Below are 16,617 nucleotides of genomic sequence, written 5' to 3' on the forward strand. Positions count from 1 at the left end.
TCTCGGCCCAGATGCGACAGTTGGAACAGGAATCCGCCGATCGGTAAAGCGTGGGCGCGGCTCAGCTTTGAGGCTCTGCCATCCGGTTTTGCATCTCGGCCAGTCGTCATCGCGGCTGTGGCGAAGGTCGCGGTCTCGACAAACAGCTCGGGCAAATTACCCGGCTTTCGCCGCGCGACTGCGCAGCGCGGTCATGAGGCCGACGAGTAGGCGGCTGACAAGCCGATCGGATACGGCCTGCGATTTTTGCGGCGGCGTTTCGACGCTGCGCCGTTCGGTTGCTTTGCTGAGGATCGCGATAAAGTTCTTTTTCGAGTCCGGCGCTCGCGCTGACATGCTGATTCCTACCCGCGGGGATTTTCGATTTCGCCGTCGAGCCAAGCCAAGGCAAAATCGAAAAGCAGCTTCTGCTCTCTTTATGACGGCCGATCCGGTCACCGGGTTCACGTCAAATGGCGTTAGATGTGGTACAGGCGTGCATATGGTCGCAAAAATCGACCTTTGCCTTAACCGTGCGTTCAGCCTCTTCATCAATGCGCCGGAAACCTATCCGACTTAAATTCCCTCCATCGCGTCGGCGTGGCAGATTTAGCCGCGTAGAATGATTGGCGCGGAAGAATTCGCTTAGAAGAAATTGCTGTGAACGAATTTAGGCGGGCGGGAGACTTGATCGAGCGTCAGCGGGAGTTTTCAATGCCTGAGGTCTTTTCAAGATTCCTGAGCGATCAATCCGGCGCCACCGCGATTGAATATGCCCTGATCGCGTGCGGTATCGCGGTGGCGATCGTTACCGCCGTTCAAAGCATCGGCCCCACGCTCAACACCAAATTTTCGTCGGTCAGCACGTCCCTGAGATAAACGCGGGCCTGGCTGGCACCACGCTATCTGCGTTTGCCGTCAATCGCTCCAGCTATCCCGCTTTCTTCGATCTGGCCACGGACGCGCGCACCGGTTTGTCGGCCTTCTTCGGCTCTTGTTTTGGGGCCTGCTTGGCAACTTCCTTTGAAATTTCCTTCGAAACTTCCTTGGCGCCGCGCTTGCCGCCGCCGGTGATCGGCAGCAGCATTTCGCGCTGACCTTCGATGCGCTTCTTCGGCTTCTTGGCCTTGGCGGGTGCCGGGGACGGCTTCTCGCTGGCCAGGCTGCGTTTCAGCGCGTCCATCAGATTGATGACATTGCCGCTGGATTTCGACGCGGCCTTTGCCGCCGCGGGCAGACCGTTGCGTTTTTGATTGATGAGATCGATCAGCGCGGTTTCGTAGCGATCCTCGAACTTGTCGGGCTCGAACGATGCGGATTTTTTCTCCACGATGTGCTTGGCAAGATCCAGCATATCCTTGGTGACTTTGACATCCTGGATGTCGTCGAAATATTCGGTTTCGCTGCGCACTTCGTAGGGATAGCGCAGCAGCGTGCCCATCAGGCCCTTGTCGAGCGGCTCGAGCGCGATGATGTGCTCGCGGTTGGTCAGCACCACGCGGCCGATCGCGACCTTGTCCATGCTGCGGATGGTTTCGCGGATCACGGCGAAAGCGTCATGGCCGACCTTGCCGTCGGGCACCAGATAATAAGGGCGGATCACATAGCGGCTGTCGATATCCGATCTCGGAACAAACTCGTCGATCTCGATGGTGCGGGTCGATTCCAGCGCGAGGTCGTCGAGCTCGTCTTTCGACACCTCGATGTAGGTATCGGTGTCGACCTTGTAGCCCTTCATGATGTCGGAAGCTTCGACTTCCTCGCCGGTGTCGGCGTCGACCTTGGCATATTTGATGCGATGGCCGGTCTTGCGATTGATCTGGTTGAAGCTGACCTTTTCGGTATCCGACGTCGCCGGATACAGGGCAACCGGGCAGGTCACGAGTGAAAGGCGCAGGAAGCCTTTCCAGTTGGCGCGGGGGGCCATAGGACACTCCGAAACGAGGATACTCGGAAACGCAACGGGCGACCGCCAAGCTTAGCACCGCCAGATGCGGATTTAAACCGATCGAACCGGGAATCTGCCAACTGCGTTAACCGTGGCCGACGGGGAGGGTTCGGAAGGGGCGGCTGCGACCTTTTGGACCGCTTGGTTGTTAGGTGGCTGGTTCTTAGGTGGTTTGGCCTCCAACGGCTCGGCTTCCAAGCCGTCTGGGCCTGGCTTCGCCGCGCTCAAAATCAGGAACATCATTCCCGATCATGCGTTGCTTTCGACAGGTGCAGCCGGCGTTACCGACATTCATGGCGGACACTTATAGCAGCACTTATCGAATGAGGTCCCATGGCAATCAGAGAACACGATCAGATCATCGAAACCCCGACCGAAGCACGCCAGGCCGAGCCCGGTCCGTCGGTGCTTGCCTTGTTGACTGTCTCCACGGGCCTTGCGGTGCTGATCCTGGGCATCGTCTGGTTTGTGTTCTTTCGGACCTGAGCATCGGCAATAACCGATCGCGCGCAGCCGTCGCAATGCGATGGCCGCAAGCGCGAGCAGGAGCGAGCAAGAGCGGGATTGCCTGGTTGCCGACGCGTCGGAATTTCCAAAGCCGCAATCTATTGGGGCTTTCGATTCGCTGTGTTAGGCGTTTTGGGCCGGGCGCCGGAACCCTCGGGAGTTTCCGCGCCACGGCCGGCCGAACGCATTTGGCGTGGCCGGAAACCGGTTTTAAGTCGGTGGTGAACAAATCGCGCGTGTGAAGAAAAAGTAACATTGCGGTATGTGCTCTGTTCATTGCTCGTTCACGCGCGTGAGGCTCTTCTGGAGTTCAGATATCGTGCGGCTTACATTTGGAGATCAGCTTGCGCCTGCTTGTCGTTGAAGATGATCCCGATCTAAATCGCCAGCTCACCACAGCCCTGACCGACGCCGGTTATGTGGTCGATCGCGCCTTCGACGGGGAAGAAGGACATTTCCTCGGCGACAGCGAACCCTATGACGCGGTGGTGCTTGATATCGGCCTGCCGAAGATGGACGGCATTTCGGTGCTGGAGGCCTGGCGTCGCAACGGGCGCGTGATGCCGGTTCTGATTCTCACCGCGCGCGACCGCTGGAGCGACAAGGTGCAGGGCTTCGATGCCGGCGCCGACGATTATGTCGCCAAGCCGTTTCATCTCGAAGAAATCCTGGCTCGAATTCGCGCGCTGCTGCGGCGCTCGACGGGCCACGCGCAGTCCGAACTGACCTGCGGCCCGGTTTCGCTCGATACCCGCACCGGCCGGGTCAGCGTGGCCGGCAATCCGATCAAGATGACCTCGCACGAGTATCGGCTGCTGGCCTATCTGATGCACCACACCGGGCGCGTGGTGTCGCGCACCGAGTTGGTCGAACATCTTTACGACCAGGACTTCGATCGCGACTCCAACACCATCGAAGTTTTCGTGGGACGCATCCGCAAGAAACTGGACGTCGACATCATCCAGACCGTGCGGGGGCTTGGCTATCTGCTGACGCCGCCCGCGCCCAATGCTTGATCCCAATGCTTGATCTTGGGCCATTTGACGATCGGGTATTGATCGGGTCCCGGACTTGCCCTCTTGTTCGGGCATGATCCCGTCTGAAAACCGGCCACGATCGATCCGGCCCGCGCCCGCGCACCTGATTTTCGGGGCCGTGGGCTGATGCGCGCCTCTTCGCTCGCCACCCGGCTGTTCCTGTCCGCGACCGCGTGGGTGGTGGTCATCCTGATCATCACCGGCTTCGTGCTGTCGTCGGTCTATCGCGATGCCACCGAGCGGGCTTTCGACCGCCGCCTCAACCTTTATCTGCGGACATTGATCGCGGAAGTCGCGACCCCGGATGAACCGCCGGACCGCCAGTTCCAGTCGCTGGGCGAGCCTTTGTTCGAGCTGCCGCTGTCCGGCTGGTATTGGCAGATCACCCGTACCGATACCGAAAAGGCCGAGACCCGGGCCTCGCGCTCGCTGTGGGACAAGAAGCTGCCGAAGCTCGACGAGAGCGCCGAGTTGACCGCCGCCGGGGTCCGCCTCGGCTATGTCGATGGTCCGGAAGGCCAGGACCTGCGAATGGTGGAGCGGCCGGTCGATCTCGGCGCCGACGGCAAGTTCCTGGTCAGCGTGGCCGGCGATGCCACCGAGATTTTCGATGAAACGCGCAGTTTCGATTATTACCTCGGGGGCACCTTCGCCGCGCTCGGCATCGTGCTGCTGCTGACCACGATCTTCCAGGTCCGCTTCGGCCTGGCGCCGCTGAAACGAATCTCGGACTCGATCGCCGATATTCGCTCCGGCCGCGCCGAACGGCTCGAGGGTCAGTTCCCCGTCGAAATCGCGCCGCTGGCGCGCGAGACCAACGCCTTGATCGACGCCAATCGCGAGATCGTCGAGCGCGCGCGGACCCATGTCGGCAACCTTGCCCATGCCATCAAGACGCCGCTATCGGTCATCGTCAACGAGGCATCCGCGCACGGCGCCGATCCGTTCGCGACCAAGGTGCTGGAGCAGGCCGATGTGATGCGCGACCAGGTGGCGCACCATCTGGAGCGGGCGCGGATCGCGGCCCGTCTCACCATCGTCGGTACGGTCACCGAGGTCGCGCCCGCGATCGAGGCGCTGCGCCGGACCATGGAGAAAATCCATCGCGATCGCGGCATTGTCATCGAGGTCGAGGCCGATCCCCAGGCGAAGTTTCGCGGCGAACGGCAGGATTTCGAGGAGATGGCCGGCAACCTGGTCGACAACGCCTGCAAATGGGCGGCTTCCCGCGTGTTCATCGAAATGCGGGTGGAACGGCCGGTCGAGCCGGGTGCCGGCCCGATATTGCGGATCATCGTCGACGACGACGGACGCGGGCTTTCAGCGGCCGAGCGCGCGCAGGTCGCGCGCCGTGGCCAGCGGCTGGATGAGTCGAAGCCGGGTTCCGGGCTCGGGCTTTCGATCGTGGTCGACCTCGCCGCGCTGTATGGCGGCAGCCTTGTGCTCGGCAACGCGCCGATCGGAGGGTTGCGGGCGGAATTGGCGTTGCCTGGGGTTTGAACCTGGATGTTGCCGAAACCCGGCAAAAGCGCCGCCGAAGCTGCCGTTCGGTCGATTGTTCCTAAACGACTTCTTAACGCCGCGGCTTTTATGATGATCAGTGGACACATCGGCCGTCCGCCGATACGAAACGTGCACCCGGGCACATGAGCCAGACATCGAATGAGCGGCTGAGAGAGTATCTCGCGCAGCTTCCGCCGCAGTCGCAGGCGCTGCTGATGCGGGAGTTCGAGCGCGCCATCGAGCGTGGCGAAGACGCGGTGGTCGCGAACTTCGTGCTGGAACAATTGCGCCAGATCGTGCGCGGGTCCGACGAGCCGACACGGCCGCGCACCGACGATCCGGCCCGGCTGCTGTTCCGCCCGCTGGAGCCTTTTCTGATCGAAGGCAATTTTCCGAGGCGGCCGGGTCAGATCCGCCGCGCCTCGCTGCTGCCGATGTGGCAATGGCTGATCCGCGATGGCGCGCCCGACCAGGCCCACGAATTTGAAGCAGCACTCGACCGGGCGCGCGACACCGAAACCTCGGCGGCTGTCGAAGCCGCGGTCCGCACCTTCCAGCGCGCGGCGGCCGACGCGATCGCCAAGCTGATTGCCGACGGCGACCGACGGGCGATGGCGCGTGTCGGCGGCCCCGACGTACTCGAGGATTTGGTGCCGATCGGCTCGATCCTGCAGGGGCGTGACGCGATCGACACGCTCAACGGGCGGCTGCCTGCCCAGTTCAGGCTTTTCGCGGATTCGCAGATCGCATCGGTCTCAGCCGCGCTCAACGTCCCTACGTTGCAGACGCCGCAATTATTGCCGTTCGCGTTGTCGCTGGTGATGCAGCGGCTGTCGGCGCCCTGGCAAATCATCCGCCTCGCCATCAAGATGGCCGCGTCCGACGATGAAATCCGCGTTGCCGCCACGCCTTACGGCGTCGCCGTCTCGATCGCGCTGCACGAGCTGTCTTATTTGGCCGCGGTGTTGCGCACCGATATCAGGCGAGGCCAGTTCGACAACGTCTCCGAACTGCTCAAGACGCTGCATGACGGCGTCCGCGGCTTGCGGACCGAACTCGACCTGCGCAATGATTCGACCTGGGGCAAGCAACTGACGTCGATCCGGGCGGAAATTTCCAACGCGCTGCAATCCGAAATCGACAGCGTACCCGGCCGCGTCCGGCGCATCCTGCGCCAGCGCGCCGACAAGGATATTTCGGTAGCCACCAGGGTCGATTCCACCGAGGTCGATGAAGCGGCGGCACTGATCGATTTCGTCGCGGTGTGCCGCATCTATGCCAGCGAGCTTGCGATCAACGAAGTGACGTTGCGGACCTATTCCGATTTGCAGCAATACGTCGAACAATCCACCGAGGCGCTGGTGCAATCGCTGCGCAGTGGCGATCTCAAGACGCGTCCCTACCGCCAGATGCAGGTCCAGGCCGCGATCCGCTTCTGCGAATTGCTGTTCGGCCATGACTACGCCTCGTTGATGAGCCGGGCGGCCGAGAACGCGGTGACCGGCGAACGCAAATCTTCCCGCGCCGGGTAAAAAGATAGCATAAACTTCGAAATACTATTTGTAGTTGACGACATGAAGCGACGCACGTACCGTCGTGGCCATGAACTCGATCATCAATTTCATCGAACTTGAAAACCGCGTCATCTCGGCGACCTATCGCAACCTCATGATCAAGGCGAAGGTCGTGCTGGTCGACAAGGCCAGCGGCGAGCCGTTGCCGGATCCCGTCACCACGATCGCTTCGCCGGCCCCCGCCGGGTTGTTGAGGATCCGGCTGCCGGATTCCATCAAGTCGGGGGCTTATTATTTGAAGGCTCTGAACGGGCGTGGCGAGCCCGCGGCGCAAAGCGCCGAGTTCTACGTGGGCTAGGTCCATCGGCTAAGTCATGGGCTAATCGGGATTTTGTCGGCTTCGCCGGATCTCCGCGATAGCAAATTCAGCGCAATAATTGCCAATTGCCGGGCTTGCCGCCCGTGGTGTAAAGCGGCGCATCGGCGCATGTTTTGGGCGCCACCGGAACCCGCTTGATGACGCTGTGGTTTGTGTTCGCGCTGATGACGGCAGCGGCGATTTTCGCCGTGCTCTGGCCGCTGGGCCGCGGCGGCCAGCCGCGAAACGACGCCAGCGAGGCAACGGTCTACAAGGATCAACTTGTCGAGATCGACCGTGATCTCGCCGCGGGACTGATCGGCGCCCCCGAGGCCGAGGCCGCGCGCGTCGAAATCAGCCGCCGTCTGTTGGCCGCGGTCGACCATCGGCGCGAGCCTCCGACCGCATCGAGCCTCAGGCTGCGTCGCTCGGCTGCGCTGATCGCCCTGGTGGGGCTGCCGATCCTGTCGGTGGCTTTTTACCTTCCGCTGGGTTCGCCGCGATTGGCCGATTTCCCGCTGGCAGCGCGCATCCATGCGCCTGACGCCACCCAGCCGCTCGACAATCTGGTCGCGCAGGTCGAGGCGCATCTGGAGAAAAACCCGACCGACGGTCGGGGCTGGAACGTGCTCGCACCGGTGCTGGTACGGCTCGGCCGTTACGACGACGCGGTGCGCGCCTATCACAATTCGATCACTTACAACGGCGACAGTGCCGACCGCCGGGCCGATCTCGGCGAAGCCATGGCCGGGGCCGCGGGTGGCGTGGTGACGTCGGAGGCCAAGGCCGAATTCGAGCGCGCCGTGGCGCTCGACGCCGACGAGGTCAAGGCGCGCTATTTCTTAGGGGTGGTGGCCGAGCAGGATGGCCGCGGTGCCGACGCCGCCTCGATCTGGAACGCGATGCTGGCAAAGGCGCCGCCGGATGCGCCGTGGCGTCCGCTGATTCAGGCAGCCCTGGTCCGGGTTGGGGGTGCTGCCGCGCCGGCGCTGCCGGATGGCGCGATGGCCGCGGCCAAGGATATGAGCGAGGCCGACCGGGGTGCGATGATCCACACCATGGTGGATCGTCTGGCCAGCCGGTTGAAGCAGAATGGCGATGATGTCGAGGGATGGCTGCGGCTGGTGCGGGCCTATATGGTGATGGGCGATCGCGATAAGGCCAGAGGCGCGCAGGCGGATGCCCGTCAGGCCGTCGCCAATGACGCCGAACGGCTGCGGCAACTCAATGAAGGCCTGAAAAATCTCGGGCTTGATGGATAGAATGATGCCGAAGCTTAGAGAGTACGCATGACGCGCAAGCAGCGGCGGTTGACGATGATCGGCGGTTCGCTCGCGGTGCTCGCGGTTGCGGCAGGGCTGGTGCTGAACGCGATGCGCGATTCAATCGTGTTTTTCTCGACACCAGTGATGGTGGCGGAGAAACATATTCCGGCGGGCCGGCGGTTCCGGCTGGGCGGCCTGGTTGAGAAGGGTTCGCTGGTGCACGGCGCCGATCTCGCCGTCACGTTCAAGGTCGGCGATGGCGGCGCCACGCTGCCGGTTTCTTTCAAGGGGATATTGCCCGATCTGTTTCGCGAGGGGCAGGGCGTGGTCGCCGAAGGCGCGCTCGATGTGTCAGGCGTATTTCGAGCCGACACCGTGCTTGCCAAGCATGACGAGACCTACATGCCCAAGGATGTCGCGGACGCGCTGAAGAAGCAGGGCCACTGGAAGGACGATTACGGCGACAAATCGCAGGCGGCGCAGGCCGATCAAAGCGCGCCGAAGGGAGTGCCGCAATGATCGCGGAAGCCGGACATTACGCGCTGGTACTGGCGCTCGCACTGGCACTGATTCAGTCGACGGTGCCGATTCTCGGGGCGCGATGGCACGATCCGGCCTTGATGAATGTCGCGCGCTCGACGGCGCTGGCGCAATTGTTGTTCGTCGGCGGCTCGTTCGCAGCGCTGGTCACGCTGCATGTCACGTCCGATTTCTCCGTCGTCAATGTGTTCGAGAATTCGCATTCGCTCAAGCCGCTGATCTACAAGATCACTGGCGTGTGGGGCAATCATGAAGGCTCGATGCTGCTCTGGGTGTCGATCCTGGCCTTGTTCGGCGGCCTCGTCGCGGCCTTCGGCAACAATCTGCCGCTGTCGCTGCGCGCCCATGTGCTGGCGGTGCAGGCCTGGATCGCCAGCGCATTCTATCTGTTCATCCTGATCACCTCGAACCCGTTCCTGCGGATTGCCAATCCGCCGATCGAGGGCCGCGATCTCAATCCGGTGCTGCAGGACATCGGCCTCGCGGTGCATCCGCCGATGCTCTATCTCGGTTATGTCGGGTTTTCGATCTCGTTTTCGTTTGCGGTCGCGGCCTTGCTCGAAGGACGGATAGACGCGGCGTGGGCGCGTTGGGTGCGGCCGTGGACGCTGCTGGCATGGATCTTCCTGACGCTCGGCATCGCGATGGGTTCGTATTGGGCCTATTACGAACTGGGCTGGGGCGGCTGGTGGTTCTGGGATCCGGTCGAAAATGCCTCGCTGATGCCATGGCTTGCCGGCACCGCGTTGCTGCACTCGGCCGTGGTGATGGAGAAACGCAATGCGTTGAAGGTCTGGACCATCCTGCTGTCGATCCTGACCTTCTCGCTGTCGCTGCTCGGCACCTTCCTGGTGCGCTCGGGCGTCCTGACCTCGGTGCATGCGTTCGCGACCGATCCGACGCGCGGCGTCTTCATCTTGCTGATCCTCTGCATCTTCATCGGCGGCAGTCTTTCGCTTTATGCATGGCGGGCTTCCGCGTTGAAGCAGGGCGGACTGTTCGCGCCGATCTCGCGCGAGGGCGCGCTGGTGCTCAACAATCTGTTTCTCACCACCGCCTGCGCCACGGTGTTCATCGGCACGCTGTATCCGCTGGCGCTGGAGGTGATTACCGGCGACAAGATCTCGGTCGGCGCGCCGTTTTTCAATCTGACCTTTGCGCCGCTGTTCGTTCCCTTGATGATCGCGGTGCCGTTTGGTCCGCTGTTGGCCTGGAAGCGCGGCGATCTGCTCGGCGCCGCGCAGCGACTGGTTGCCGCCGGTGTCGTTGCGCTGATCGCGATCGCGCTGTTGTGGGCATGGACATTGGGCGGAAGTACGCTGGCGCCACTCGCGATCGGGCTCGCGGTCTTTGTCATCGCCGGCGCGTTGAGCGATTTGGCCGAGCGTACCGGTTTGTTCCGGCTGCCGTTCGGAACCACGTTGCGGCGCGCGCGGGGATTGCCGCGTTCGTCCTGGGGCACGGTATTCGCACATGCCGGTGTCGGCGTAGCGCTGATCGGAATTGTCTGCGAGACCACCTGGAACACCGAATATATCGGTTCGATGAAGCCCCACGACACAGCTCATGTGGCCGGCTATGCGCTGACGCTCGACGGCGTGAGGCAGCAGCAAGGACCGAATTTCCGCGAGATGATCGCGCAGTTCACGGTCAGCCTCGGTGGCGAGCGATTGAGCGTGATGACACCGTCGAAGCGCAACTTTACCACGCGCGGATCGACCACCACCGAAGCGGCGCTGCTGACGCGCGGCGCCAGCCAGCTTTATATCTCGCTCGGCGAGACCGCGGCCGATGGTGAGGTCGCCGTGCGCATCTACCACAAGCCGATGGTGCTGTTGATCTGGTTCGGTCCGGTGCTGATGGCGTTCGGCGGCATGCTGTCGCTGTCGGACCGGCGGCTGCGGGTCGGCGCGCCGAAACCGGCGCGAGCGCCGCGCCAATTGCAGCCGGCGGAATGATCCGTTGAAGCAAATCCCCGCTCAGTTGTTGGCCTGCTTGTTCGCGGTGTCGGTGATGCTCGGATGCTCCGCCGCCCACGCGGTGCAGCCCGACGAGATCATGTCGGACCCGGCCAAGGAATTGCGGGCGCGGGATTTGTCGCGTGAACTGCGCTGCATGGTCTGCCAGAACCAGTCGATCGATGATTCAGAGGCGCCGCTGGCGCGCGACTTGCGGCTGTTGGTGCGCGAGCGGATCGCGGCCGGCGATAGCGATGCGCAGGTGCTTGATTTCCTGGTAGCGCGGTATGGCGAGTTCGTGCTGCTGAAACCCCGCGTCGAGCCTCACACCTTGTTGTTGTGGCTGTTACCGCCGCTGGCACTGGGTGGAGGAGGGGTGGCGCTGTGGATCAACGGCCGGCGTCGCTCGAAATCGGCGGCCGCGGGCGATGGTTCCACGGTCGAATTGACGGCGGACGAAGAAGCGCGGCTGCAACAGCTGATCGCGGAAGAGCCGTTGCCGGACCGTCCGGTTTAAAGCCCGCTTTGTAAGCGTACGGCAAGGCCGCCTCTCACCCTGCGCTAAACTGCCGCATTGGTTTTGGCCTTTATTACAAAAGTTTAACCCCGCCGCCAGCGCACTGTAAGGCGGAAATACCCATGTTGGATTTCACAGGGGTGCTTGCCCCGGGCACCTTCTTTTCAGGCTCCGGAGACTTTTTAAATGACCGACCGTCCCACCGATCTTTCCTCGCTTCCGTCCTATCAGTCGCCACGGCGTTCGCTGTTTTCGGCGCGTAGATTTGCATTGATGGCCTCGGTCGTCGCCGGCCTCGGCGTTGCCGCCTACGGCCTGTCCTCGCAGGGCGAGGTCGATATCTTCACGAGCCCGGCGCATGCGCAGGTCAACAATGAGGTCCGCAAGGTCGCACAGCCGATCGGCTTTGCCGACATTGTCGAGCATGTGAAGCCATCGGTGATCTCGGTGAAGGTCAACATCACCGAGAAGGTTTCTGCCAAGGACGACAGCAACAACAACGACGATTCGCCGTTCCAGCCGGGCTCGCCGATGGAGCGCTTCTTCCGCCGCTTCGGTGGACCGGATGGCTTGCCCCCCGGCATGCGCGGCAATCCGCGCGGTGGACACGGCGCGGTGACCGGCCAGGGTTCTGGCTTCTTCATTTCCGCTGACGGTTTCGCCGTCACCAACAACCACGTGGTCGACGGCGCCGACAAGGTCGAAGTCACGACCGATGACGGCAAGGTCTTCAAGGCCAAGGTGATCGGCACCGACGCGCGTACCGATCTGGCGCTGATCAAGGTCGAGGGTGGTTCGGACTTCCCGTTCACCAAGCTTTCCGAGGGCAAGCCGCGGATCGGCGATTGGGTGCTGGCGGTCGGCAATCCGTTCGGCCTCGGTGGCACCGTCACCGCTGGTATCGTCTCGGCCAGCGGCCGCGACATCGGCAACGGCCCCTACGACGATTTCATCCAGATCGACGCCCCCGTGAACAAGGGCAACTCCGGTGGCCCGGCCTTCAACACCGAAGGTGAAGTGATCGGCGTCAACACCGCGATCTACTCGCCTTCCGGCGGCAGCGTCGGCATCGCGTTCTCGATCCCGGCCTCGACCGTGAAGAGCGTGATCGCGCAGCTCAAGGACAAGGGCACGGTCAGCCGCGGCTGGATCGGTGTCCAGATTCAGCCGGTTACGGCCGACATCGCCGACAGCCTCGGCCTCAAAAAGGCGGAAGGCGCGCTGGTCGCGGAGCCGCAGGCCAACGGCCCGGCAGCCAAGGCCGGTATCGAATCCGGCGATGTGATCACGTCGGTCAATGGCGAGTCGGTCAAGGATGCCCGCGAGCTCGCCCGCACCATCGGCGGTCTGGCTCCCGGCGCTTCCGTCAAGCTCAACGTCCTGCACAAGGGCACCGACAAGGTCGTGAACCTGACGCTCGGCCAATTGCCGAATACGCTGGAAGCCAAGGCCGACACCGACAACAACGGTGACGACAAGGGCAGCGCGACCAAGGGCACCGACGTGCCGAAGCTCGGCATGACGGTAGCGCCCGCCAACAGCGTTGCCGGCGCCGGCAAGGAAGGCGTCATCGTCACCGAGGTCGATCCGAAGAGTGCCGCGGCGGAGCGCGGCTTCAAGGAAGGCGACGTGATTCTCGAAGTCGCGGGAAAGACCGTTGCCAATGCCGGTGAAGTCCGCGAGGCGATCAACGCCGCGCGCGCCGACAACAAGAATAGCGTTTTGATGCGGGTCAAGAGCGGCGGGTCGTCGCGCTTCGTCGCGGTGCCGCTGGCGAAAGGCTGAGATCGACGTTCTCTCGAGATGGAAGGCGTCGCCGGCACAGTCGCCCCCGCCGACGGCTCTTTCCGGGGGGCGGGTCAAAAGCTCGCTCCCTCACGTTCCTTCCGGTGGAATCCGCCCCCCTCCGTCGGAAGGTCAAAGGGCGGTGAGGTCCCCCCAGCTTCACCGCCCGCTTTTTCACCTTGAACATGGTCCGGAACAGCCGGCACCGGTTTTCCGGATCATGTTCAAACATGAGGTTAGAGGCGCCGGGTCGCCTTGCATGATGATGCCGCCCGCGCCATGGTGACAGAAGGCTGGCCCACTTGACCGCAACCGATCCCCATATGCGCCTCTTGATCATAGAAGACGACCGCGAGTCCGCCGACTATCTGGTCAAGGCGTTCCGTGAAGTCGGCTACGTCGCCGATCTCGCCAGCGATGGCGAGGAGGGGCTGACCCTGGCCGAGAGCGGCGATTACGACGTGCTGGTGATCGACCGCATGCTGCCGAAGCGCGACGGCCTGTCCTTGATCGGCACCTTGCGCGAAAAGGGCGATCGCACCCCGGCGCTGATCCTGTCGGCGCTCGGGCAGGTCGATGACCGCATCAAGGGATTGCGCGCCGGCGGCGACGATTATCTGCCGAAGCCCTATTCATTCGCCGAGCTTCTGGCACGGGTCGAGGTATTGTCACGCCGCCATGGCGGCCCGGCCGAGGAAACCACCTATCGCGTCGGCGATCTCGAGCTCGATCGGCTGTCGCATCGGGTGGCCCGCGGCAAGGATGAGCTGACCTTGCAACCCCGCGAATTCAGGCTGCTGGAATATCTGATGAAGCACGCCGGCCAGGTGGTGACGCGAACCATGCTGCTGGAGAACGTCTGGGACTATCATTTCGATCCGCAGACCAATGTCATCGATGTCCACATTTCCCGGCTGCGCTCCAAGATCGACAAGGGCTTTGAGCGGCCCTTGCTGCATACCATCCGCGGCGCGGGGTATATGATTCGTGACGGCATCAGATAGGTTCCGCCGGAAGATAAAAGCCCCGTTAAAGCGGGGCTTTTTTCGTTTCGCTTGCCGGCGTCCGCATGCCCGCCATATTTCTCGCCTTTGAGATCCTCGATGCCGATCGCCTCGCAAAAGGGGGCCGTGGCAGCCTTTGCCACCGCCCGCAATCCCGCCAAAGCGTTTTCGAGCCAACGGGTCGCGCGAATGCGCGCCCGATGACAGGCTCCGTGGGCACCGGTTCGCGTGAAGAAACGCGTCTTAACAAAGACCTAGATTGCCAACACGACGTCAGTCGCCTCGGATAGGGCCTGTGCACCACCTATACTTCACCCCGACGAATCAGGCAGTTGAGATCGCGCGCTTCGGCGTGATCGCGAAGTCGAGGCGGTGGGCTGCCGCCATGCCGGGTTCTAACCGCAGGCCGAGATCACCATGAGCGTCCCCGGAACCCGCCCATCTGCCATCGCGCGTATCCGGGCGTTGCTGAACCAGCCCACCCATTCCTATCGCCCGGCGACCACGATTTTCCTCGATTTGAACGTCGATCGGGTCGCCGAGGAATTGCAGCTCGTGGCGCGCGGAACGGAGCGCGGCTCGGAGAACCGGCCGACGGCCGATGCGCAAACCTTCGATGACGTGGAGCATCAGGTCGTCGAACGGATAGAGGCCCACAAGCAGGATGGGCATTCCATCTATCTCGATCAGCTCCACACCTACGACGAACGCATCACCGCGCTGAGTTTCGAGGAGCGTTTTGCGACCATTCAGCAAGCCGCTCCCGAAGCGGTGGGCGACTTTCGCGCCGAGGCCACAATGGGGCGCGACGAGCTGTTCGTGCTGCGTCGCCGCCTCAATGAAAACGAGATCGAGCGCGAGCGGTTTCGCGCACGTCACCGGATCGAGCGGCCGGCACGGCTGGCGAGCCCGGGCAAGGTCGTGCTGAAGATCGGCGTGCTGGCGATCCTGTTCATCATCGAGGTGGTCATCAACGGCAGCTTTCTCGCAAAGGCCAATGTCGGCGGCCTGCTCGGCGGCGCCGCCCAGGCCGTGACGTTCGCCGCGCTGAATATCATCGCCAGTTTTTTCTGGGGGATGGTGCTGATCAGGCTGGTAAACCGCCGCAACTACTTCCTCAAGCTGATCGGCCTGCTGTCGTTCCTGGCCTATTTCGTATTCGCGGTGACGCTTAACCTGACGCTGTCACATCTTCGCGAGATTCCGCCCAGCGTCAGCGTCAGTGGCGACGTCGGCCAGGAGGTCCTGCACCGGCTGTTGACCGCGCCTTACGCGCTCACCGACGTCAATTCATGGGTTTTCTTCTCGATCGGCCTTATTTTCTCGTTGATCGCGATGGCAGATGGTTTGCTGTTTTTCGACCCCTATATCGGCTATGCCGGCCTCGAGCGGCGCTGGATCGACGCCAGCAGGCAGTTTGCCAATGCGAGAAGTGAACTGATCGAACGGCTGCGGGATATTCGTGAAGATGCGACTGAAACCATGAACGAGGCCGCGCGCGACCTCTCGGTCCGGCGGAGTGAGTTTGACTCGCTTTTGCAGGGCCGCGGACGTCTCGCCCAGCGTTTCAGCCAGCATCAAAACCAGATCGAGCAGGCCTGCCGTGCCTTGCTCGAAATCTATCGCGAAGCCAACCGAAGAGCCCGCTCGGTTCCGGCGCCGGACTATTTTGCCAAAGCCTACACCATGGAGCGCATCAGCTATACCGGAGCGGAGCCCGATTCGACCGCGCGCGAGACCCTCCGACAAATGATTGCCGATACCCAGCAACTGCTGAGCCAGCAGATCAAGGCCATCCACGACGCCTTCGACAACGCCGTGCTTACTTATCGCGAGATCGACGAGCTGCTGCCGGAGAAGAAGAGTGGCTAGACGGCGTCCGAGGCAGCGGAGCGGGCCGGGCCTCGGTTGGTCGGGGGTTGCCGGCGGCTTGCTGCTGTTGCTGGCGATCGTATCCGGCGCAACGCTGGCCTACTTCTATTTTTCGACGCCGGCGCGACCGATCCTCGACGCCGAGAGCCTCTGTCCGGTCAGCGGCCCGCAGGGTATTACGGTGGTTCTGGTCGATACGTCGGACGATCTTCCCGCGACGACACAGCGCGAGGTGCTGGGGCAGCTCGATGACATGATCACGACGCTGCCGCCGTTCTACAGGCTCGACATCCGGGTTCTCGATATCGCGGCCGGGCGTAGCCGCTCGCTGTTCTCGAAATGCAATCCCGGCGACGGCGCGGGCTTGAGCCAGTGGACCGACAATCCGCGCATCGCCCGCTTGCGGTGGATCGGGGATTTTCGAAAACCTGCCGCCGATGCCGTGAAAAACAGCATCGCCGCCGCCAAGGCCAATAGCTCGCCGATCATGGCCGCGATCCAGGATATCGCCATCGGCGAGTTTTCCAGCGCGGCGAGCCAGGACGTCAGGAAAACGCTTTACGTGATTTCCGACATGATCGAATACACCCGGGACTATAGCCAATATCCTAAGGCCGGGGATCTGACGTTCCAGCGCTACAAGCAATCTCCGGCCTATCTGAAGTTTCGCACCGACCTGCATGGCGCGACCGTCATCATCCGCTACGTAACGCGTCAGTCGAATGGCCAGCCTGTGGTGGACGGCACGAAACACATGGAGTTCTGGAAAGCCTGGATCGAGGACAACCGGGGCCTATTTGGCGGAGCCAAGCGGCTCCAGGGGGCTTAAG

General features: G+C 62.7%; 16 protein-coding genes. 14 read left to right on the top strand and 2 right to left on the bottom strand.

Annotation, left to right across the window (positions count from 1 at the left end; all coding sequences use genetic code 11):
* Nucleotides 1-156 precede the first annotated feature (156 nt).
* Entirely contained in the window at nucleotides 157-336 is a 180-nt protein-coding gene (locus GSQ88_RS21570) for a hypothetical protein (RefSeq protein WP_159009768.1), read from the bottom strand.
* A 357-nt stretch (nucleotides 337-693) separates the two neighbouring features.
* Here GSQ88_RS21570 and GSQ88_RS21575 point away from each other — a divergent pair, with 357 nt between their 5' ends.
* Nucleotides 694-858, top strand: coding sequence for a Flp family type IVb pilin (locus GSQ88_RS21575; protein ID WP_159009943.1), 165 nt, complete (start codon nucleotides 694-696; stop codon nucleotides 856-858).
* A gap of 52 nt (nucleotides 859-910) precedes the next feature.
* Here the strand turns inward: GSQ88_RS21575 and ku are convergent, their stop codons facing one another.
* The gene (gene ku, locus GSQ88_RS21580) at nucleotides 911-1,906 is read right to left on the bottom strand and encodes a non-homologous end joining protein Ku (RefSeq protein WP_159009769.1); all 996 of its coding nucleotides are present in this window, start codon (nucleotides 1,904-1,906) and stop codon (nucleotides 911-913) included.
* Between the two features lie 354 nt (nucleotides 1,907-2,260).
* Here ku and GSQ88_RS35040 point away from each other — a divergent pair, with 354 nt between their 5' ends.
* The 13 genes from GSQ88_RS35040 (at nucleotide 2,261) to GSQ88_RS21645 (ending at nucleotide 16,616) form a co-directional block, all read left to right on the top strand.
* A complete protein-coding gene (locus GSQ88_RS35040; protein ID WP_174248076.1) occupies nucleotides 2,261-2,413 on the top strand; it encodes a hypothetical protein in 153 nt (50 codons plus the stop codon).
* 365 nt (nucleotides 2,414-2,778) lie between these two features.
* Complete coding sequence (locus GSQ88_RS21590; RefSeq protein WP_159009771.1) at nucleotides 2,779-3,450, top strand: response regulator transcription factor; 672 nt, start codon at nucleotides 2,779-2,781, stop codon at nucleotides 3,448-3,450.
* Nucleotides 3,451-3,597: 147 nt separating this feature from the next.
* Entirely contained in the window at nucleotides 3,598-4,971 is a 1,374-nt protein-coding gene (locus GSQ88_RS21595) for a sensor histidine kinase (RefSeq protein ID WP_159009772.1), read from the top strand.
* A gap of 146 nt (nucleotides 4,972-5,117) precedes the next feature.
* Nucleotides 5,118-6,506, top strand: a complete 1,389-nt coding sequence (locus GSQ88_RS21600) for a hypothetical protein (RefSeq protein WP_159009773.1) — start codon at nucleotides 5,118-5,120, stop codon at nucleotides 6,504-6,506.
* 70 nt (nucleotides 6,507-6,576) lie between these two features.
* On the top strand, nucleotides 6,577-6,846 hold the full coding sequence (locus GSQ88_RS21605; RefSeq protein ID WP_159009774.1) for a hypothetical protein: 270 nt from the start codon (nucleotides 6,577-6,579) through the stop codon (nucleotides 6,844-6,846).
* A 158-nt stretch (nucleotides 6,847-7,004) separates the two neighbouring features.
* The gene (gene ccmI, locus GSQ88_RS21610) at nucleotides 7,005-8,108 is read left to right on the top strand and encodes a c-type cytochrome biogenesis protein CcmI (protein ID WP_159009775.1); all 1,104 of its coding nucleotides are present in this window, start codon (nucleotides 7,005-7,007) and stop codon (nucleotides 8,106-8,108) included.
* 27 nt (nucleotides 8,109-8,135) lie between these two features.
* Nucleotides 8,136-8,630, top strand: coding sequence for a cytochrome c maturation protein CcmE (gene ccmE, locus GSQ88_RS21615; RefSeq protein WP_159009776.1), 495 nt, complete (start codon nucleotides 8,136-8,138; stop codon nucleotides 8,628-8,630).
* Nucleotides 8,627-10,609, top strand: a complete 1,983-nt coding sequence (locus GSQ88_RS21620) for a heme lyase CcmF/NrfE family subunit (protein ID WP_159009777.1) — start codon at nucleotides 8,627-8,629, stop codon at nucleotides 10,607-10,609. The genes ccmE and GSQ88_RS21620 overlap by 4 nt, the downstream gene beginning before the upstream one ends.
* A gap of 55 nt (nucleotides 10,610-10,664) precedes the next feature.
* Nucleotides 10,665-11,126, top strand: a complete 462-nt coding sequence (locus GSQ88_RS21625; protein WP_159009944.1) for a cytochrome c-type biogenesis protein — start codon at nucleotides 10,665-10,667, stop codon at nucleotides 11,124-11,126.
* Between the two features lie 186 nt (nucleotides 11,127-11,312).
* Nucleotides 11,313-12,911 (top strand): Do family serine endopeptidase, encoded by a 1,599-nt coding sequence (locus GSQ88_RS21630; protein ID WP_159009778.1) that lies wholly within the window; start codon nucleotides 11,313-11,315, stop codon nucleotides 12,909-12,911.
* A gap of 323 nt (nucleotides 12,912-13,234) precedes the next feature.
* Complete coding sequence (locus GSQ88_RS21635) at nucleotides 13,235-13,915, top strand: response regulator transcription factor (RefSeq protein WP_159009945.1); 681 nt, start codon at nucleotides 13,235-13,237, stop codon at nucleotides 13,913-13,915.
* Nucleotides 13,916-14,332: 417 nt separating this feature from the next.
* On the top strand, nucleotides 14,333-15,787 hold the full coding sequence (locus tag GSQ88_RS21640; RefSeq protein WP_159009779.1) for a hypothetical protein: 1,455 nt from the start codon (nucleotides 14,333-14,335) through the stop codon (nucleotides 15,785-15,787).
* The gene (locus GSQ88_RS21645) at nucleotides 15,780-16,616 is read left to right on the top strand and encodes a hypothetical protein (protein WP_159009780.1); all 837 of its coding nucleotides are present in this window, start codon (nucleotides 15,780-15,782) and stop codon (nucleotides 16,614-16,616) included. Before GSQ88_RS21640 ends, GSQ88_RS21645 begins: the two co-directional genes overlap by 8 nt.
* The last annotated feature ends 1 nt before the right edge of the window (nucleotide 16,617 follow it).

The sequence above is a fragment of the Bradyrhizobium sp. S69 genome (genome assembly GCF_009766005.1).
Taxonomy (GTDB): domain Bacteria; phylum Pseudomonadota; class Alphaproteobacteria; order Rhizobiales; family Xanthobacteraceae; genus Bradyrhizobium.

Coding starts and splice junctions, on each gene's coding strand:
- GSQ88_RS21575 (WP_159009943.1), top strand. CDS start 694: ATGCCTGAGGTCTTTTCAAGATTCCTGAGCGATCAATCCGGCGCCACC.
- GSQ88_RS21630 (WP_159009778.1), top strand. CDS start 11,313: ATGACCGACCGTCCCACCGATCTTTCCTCGCTTCCGTCCTATCAGTCG.
- GSQ88_RS21625 (WP_159009944.1), top strand. CDS start 10,665: ATGCTCGGATGCTCCGCCGCCCACGCGGTGCAGCCCGACGAGATCATG.
- GSQ88_RS21620 (WP_159009777.1), top strand. CDS start 8,627: ATGATCGCGGAAGCCGGACATTACGCGCTGGTACTGGCGCTCGCACTG.
- GSQ88_RS21640 (WP_159009779.1), top strand. CDS start 14,333: ATGAGCGTCCCCGGAACCCGCCCATCTGCCATCGCGCGTATCCGGGCG.
- GSQ88_RS21605 (WP_159009774.1), top strand. CDS start 6,577: ATGAACTCGATCATCAATTTCATCGAACTTGAAAACCGCGTCATCTCG.
- GSQ88_RS21595 (WP_159009772.1), top strand. CDS start 3,598: ATGCGCGCCTCTTCGCTCGCCACCCGGCTGTTCCTGTCCGCGACCGCG.
- ccmE (WP_159009776.1), top strand. CDS start 8,136: ATGACGCGCAAGCAGCGGCGGTTGACGATGATCGGCGGTTCGCTCGCG.
- GSQ88_RS21635 (WP_159009945.1), top strand. CDS start 13,235: ATGCGCCTCTTGATCATAGAAGACGACCGCGAGTCCGCCGACTATCTG.
- ku (WP_159009769.1), bottom strand. CDS start 1,906: ATGGCCCCCCGCGCCAACTGGAAAGGCTTCCTGCGCCTTTCACTCGTG.
- GSQ88_RS35040 (WP_174248076.1), top strand. CDS start 2,261: ATGGCAATCAGAGAACACGATCAGATCATCGAAACCCCGACCGAAGCA.
- GSQ88_RS21570 (WP_159009768.1), bottom strand. CDS start 336: ATGTCAGCGCGAGCGCCGGACTCGAAAAAGAACTTTATCGCGATCCTC.
- ccmI (WP_159009775.1), top strand. CDS start 7,005: ATGACGCTGTGGTTTGTGTTCGCGCTGATGACGGCAGCGGCGATTTTC.
- GSQ88_RS21600 (WP_159009773.1), top strand. CDS start 5,118: ATGAGCCAGACATCGAATGAGCGGCTGAGAGAGTATCTCGCGCAGCTT.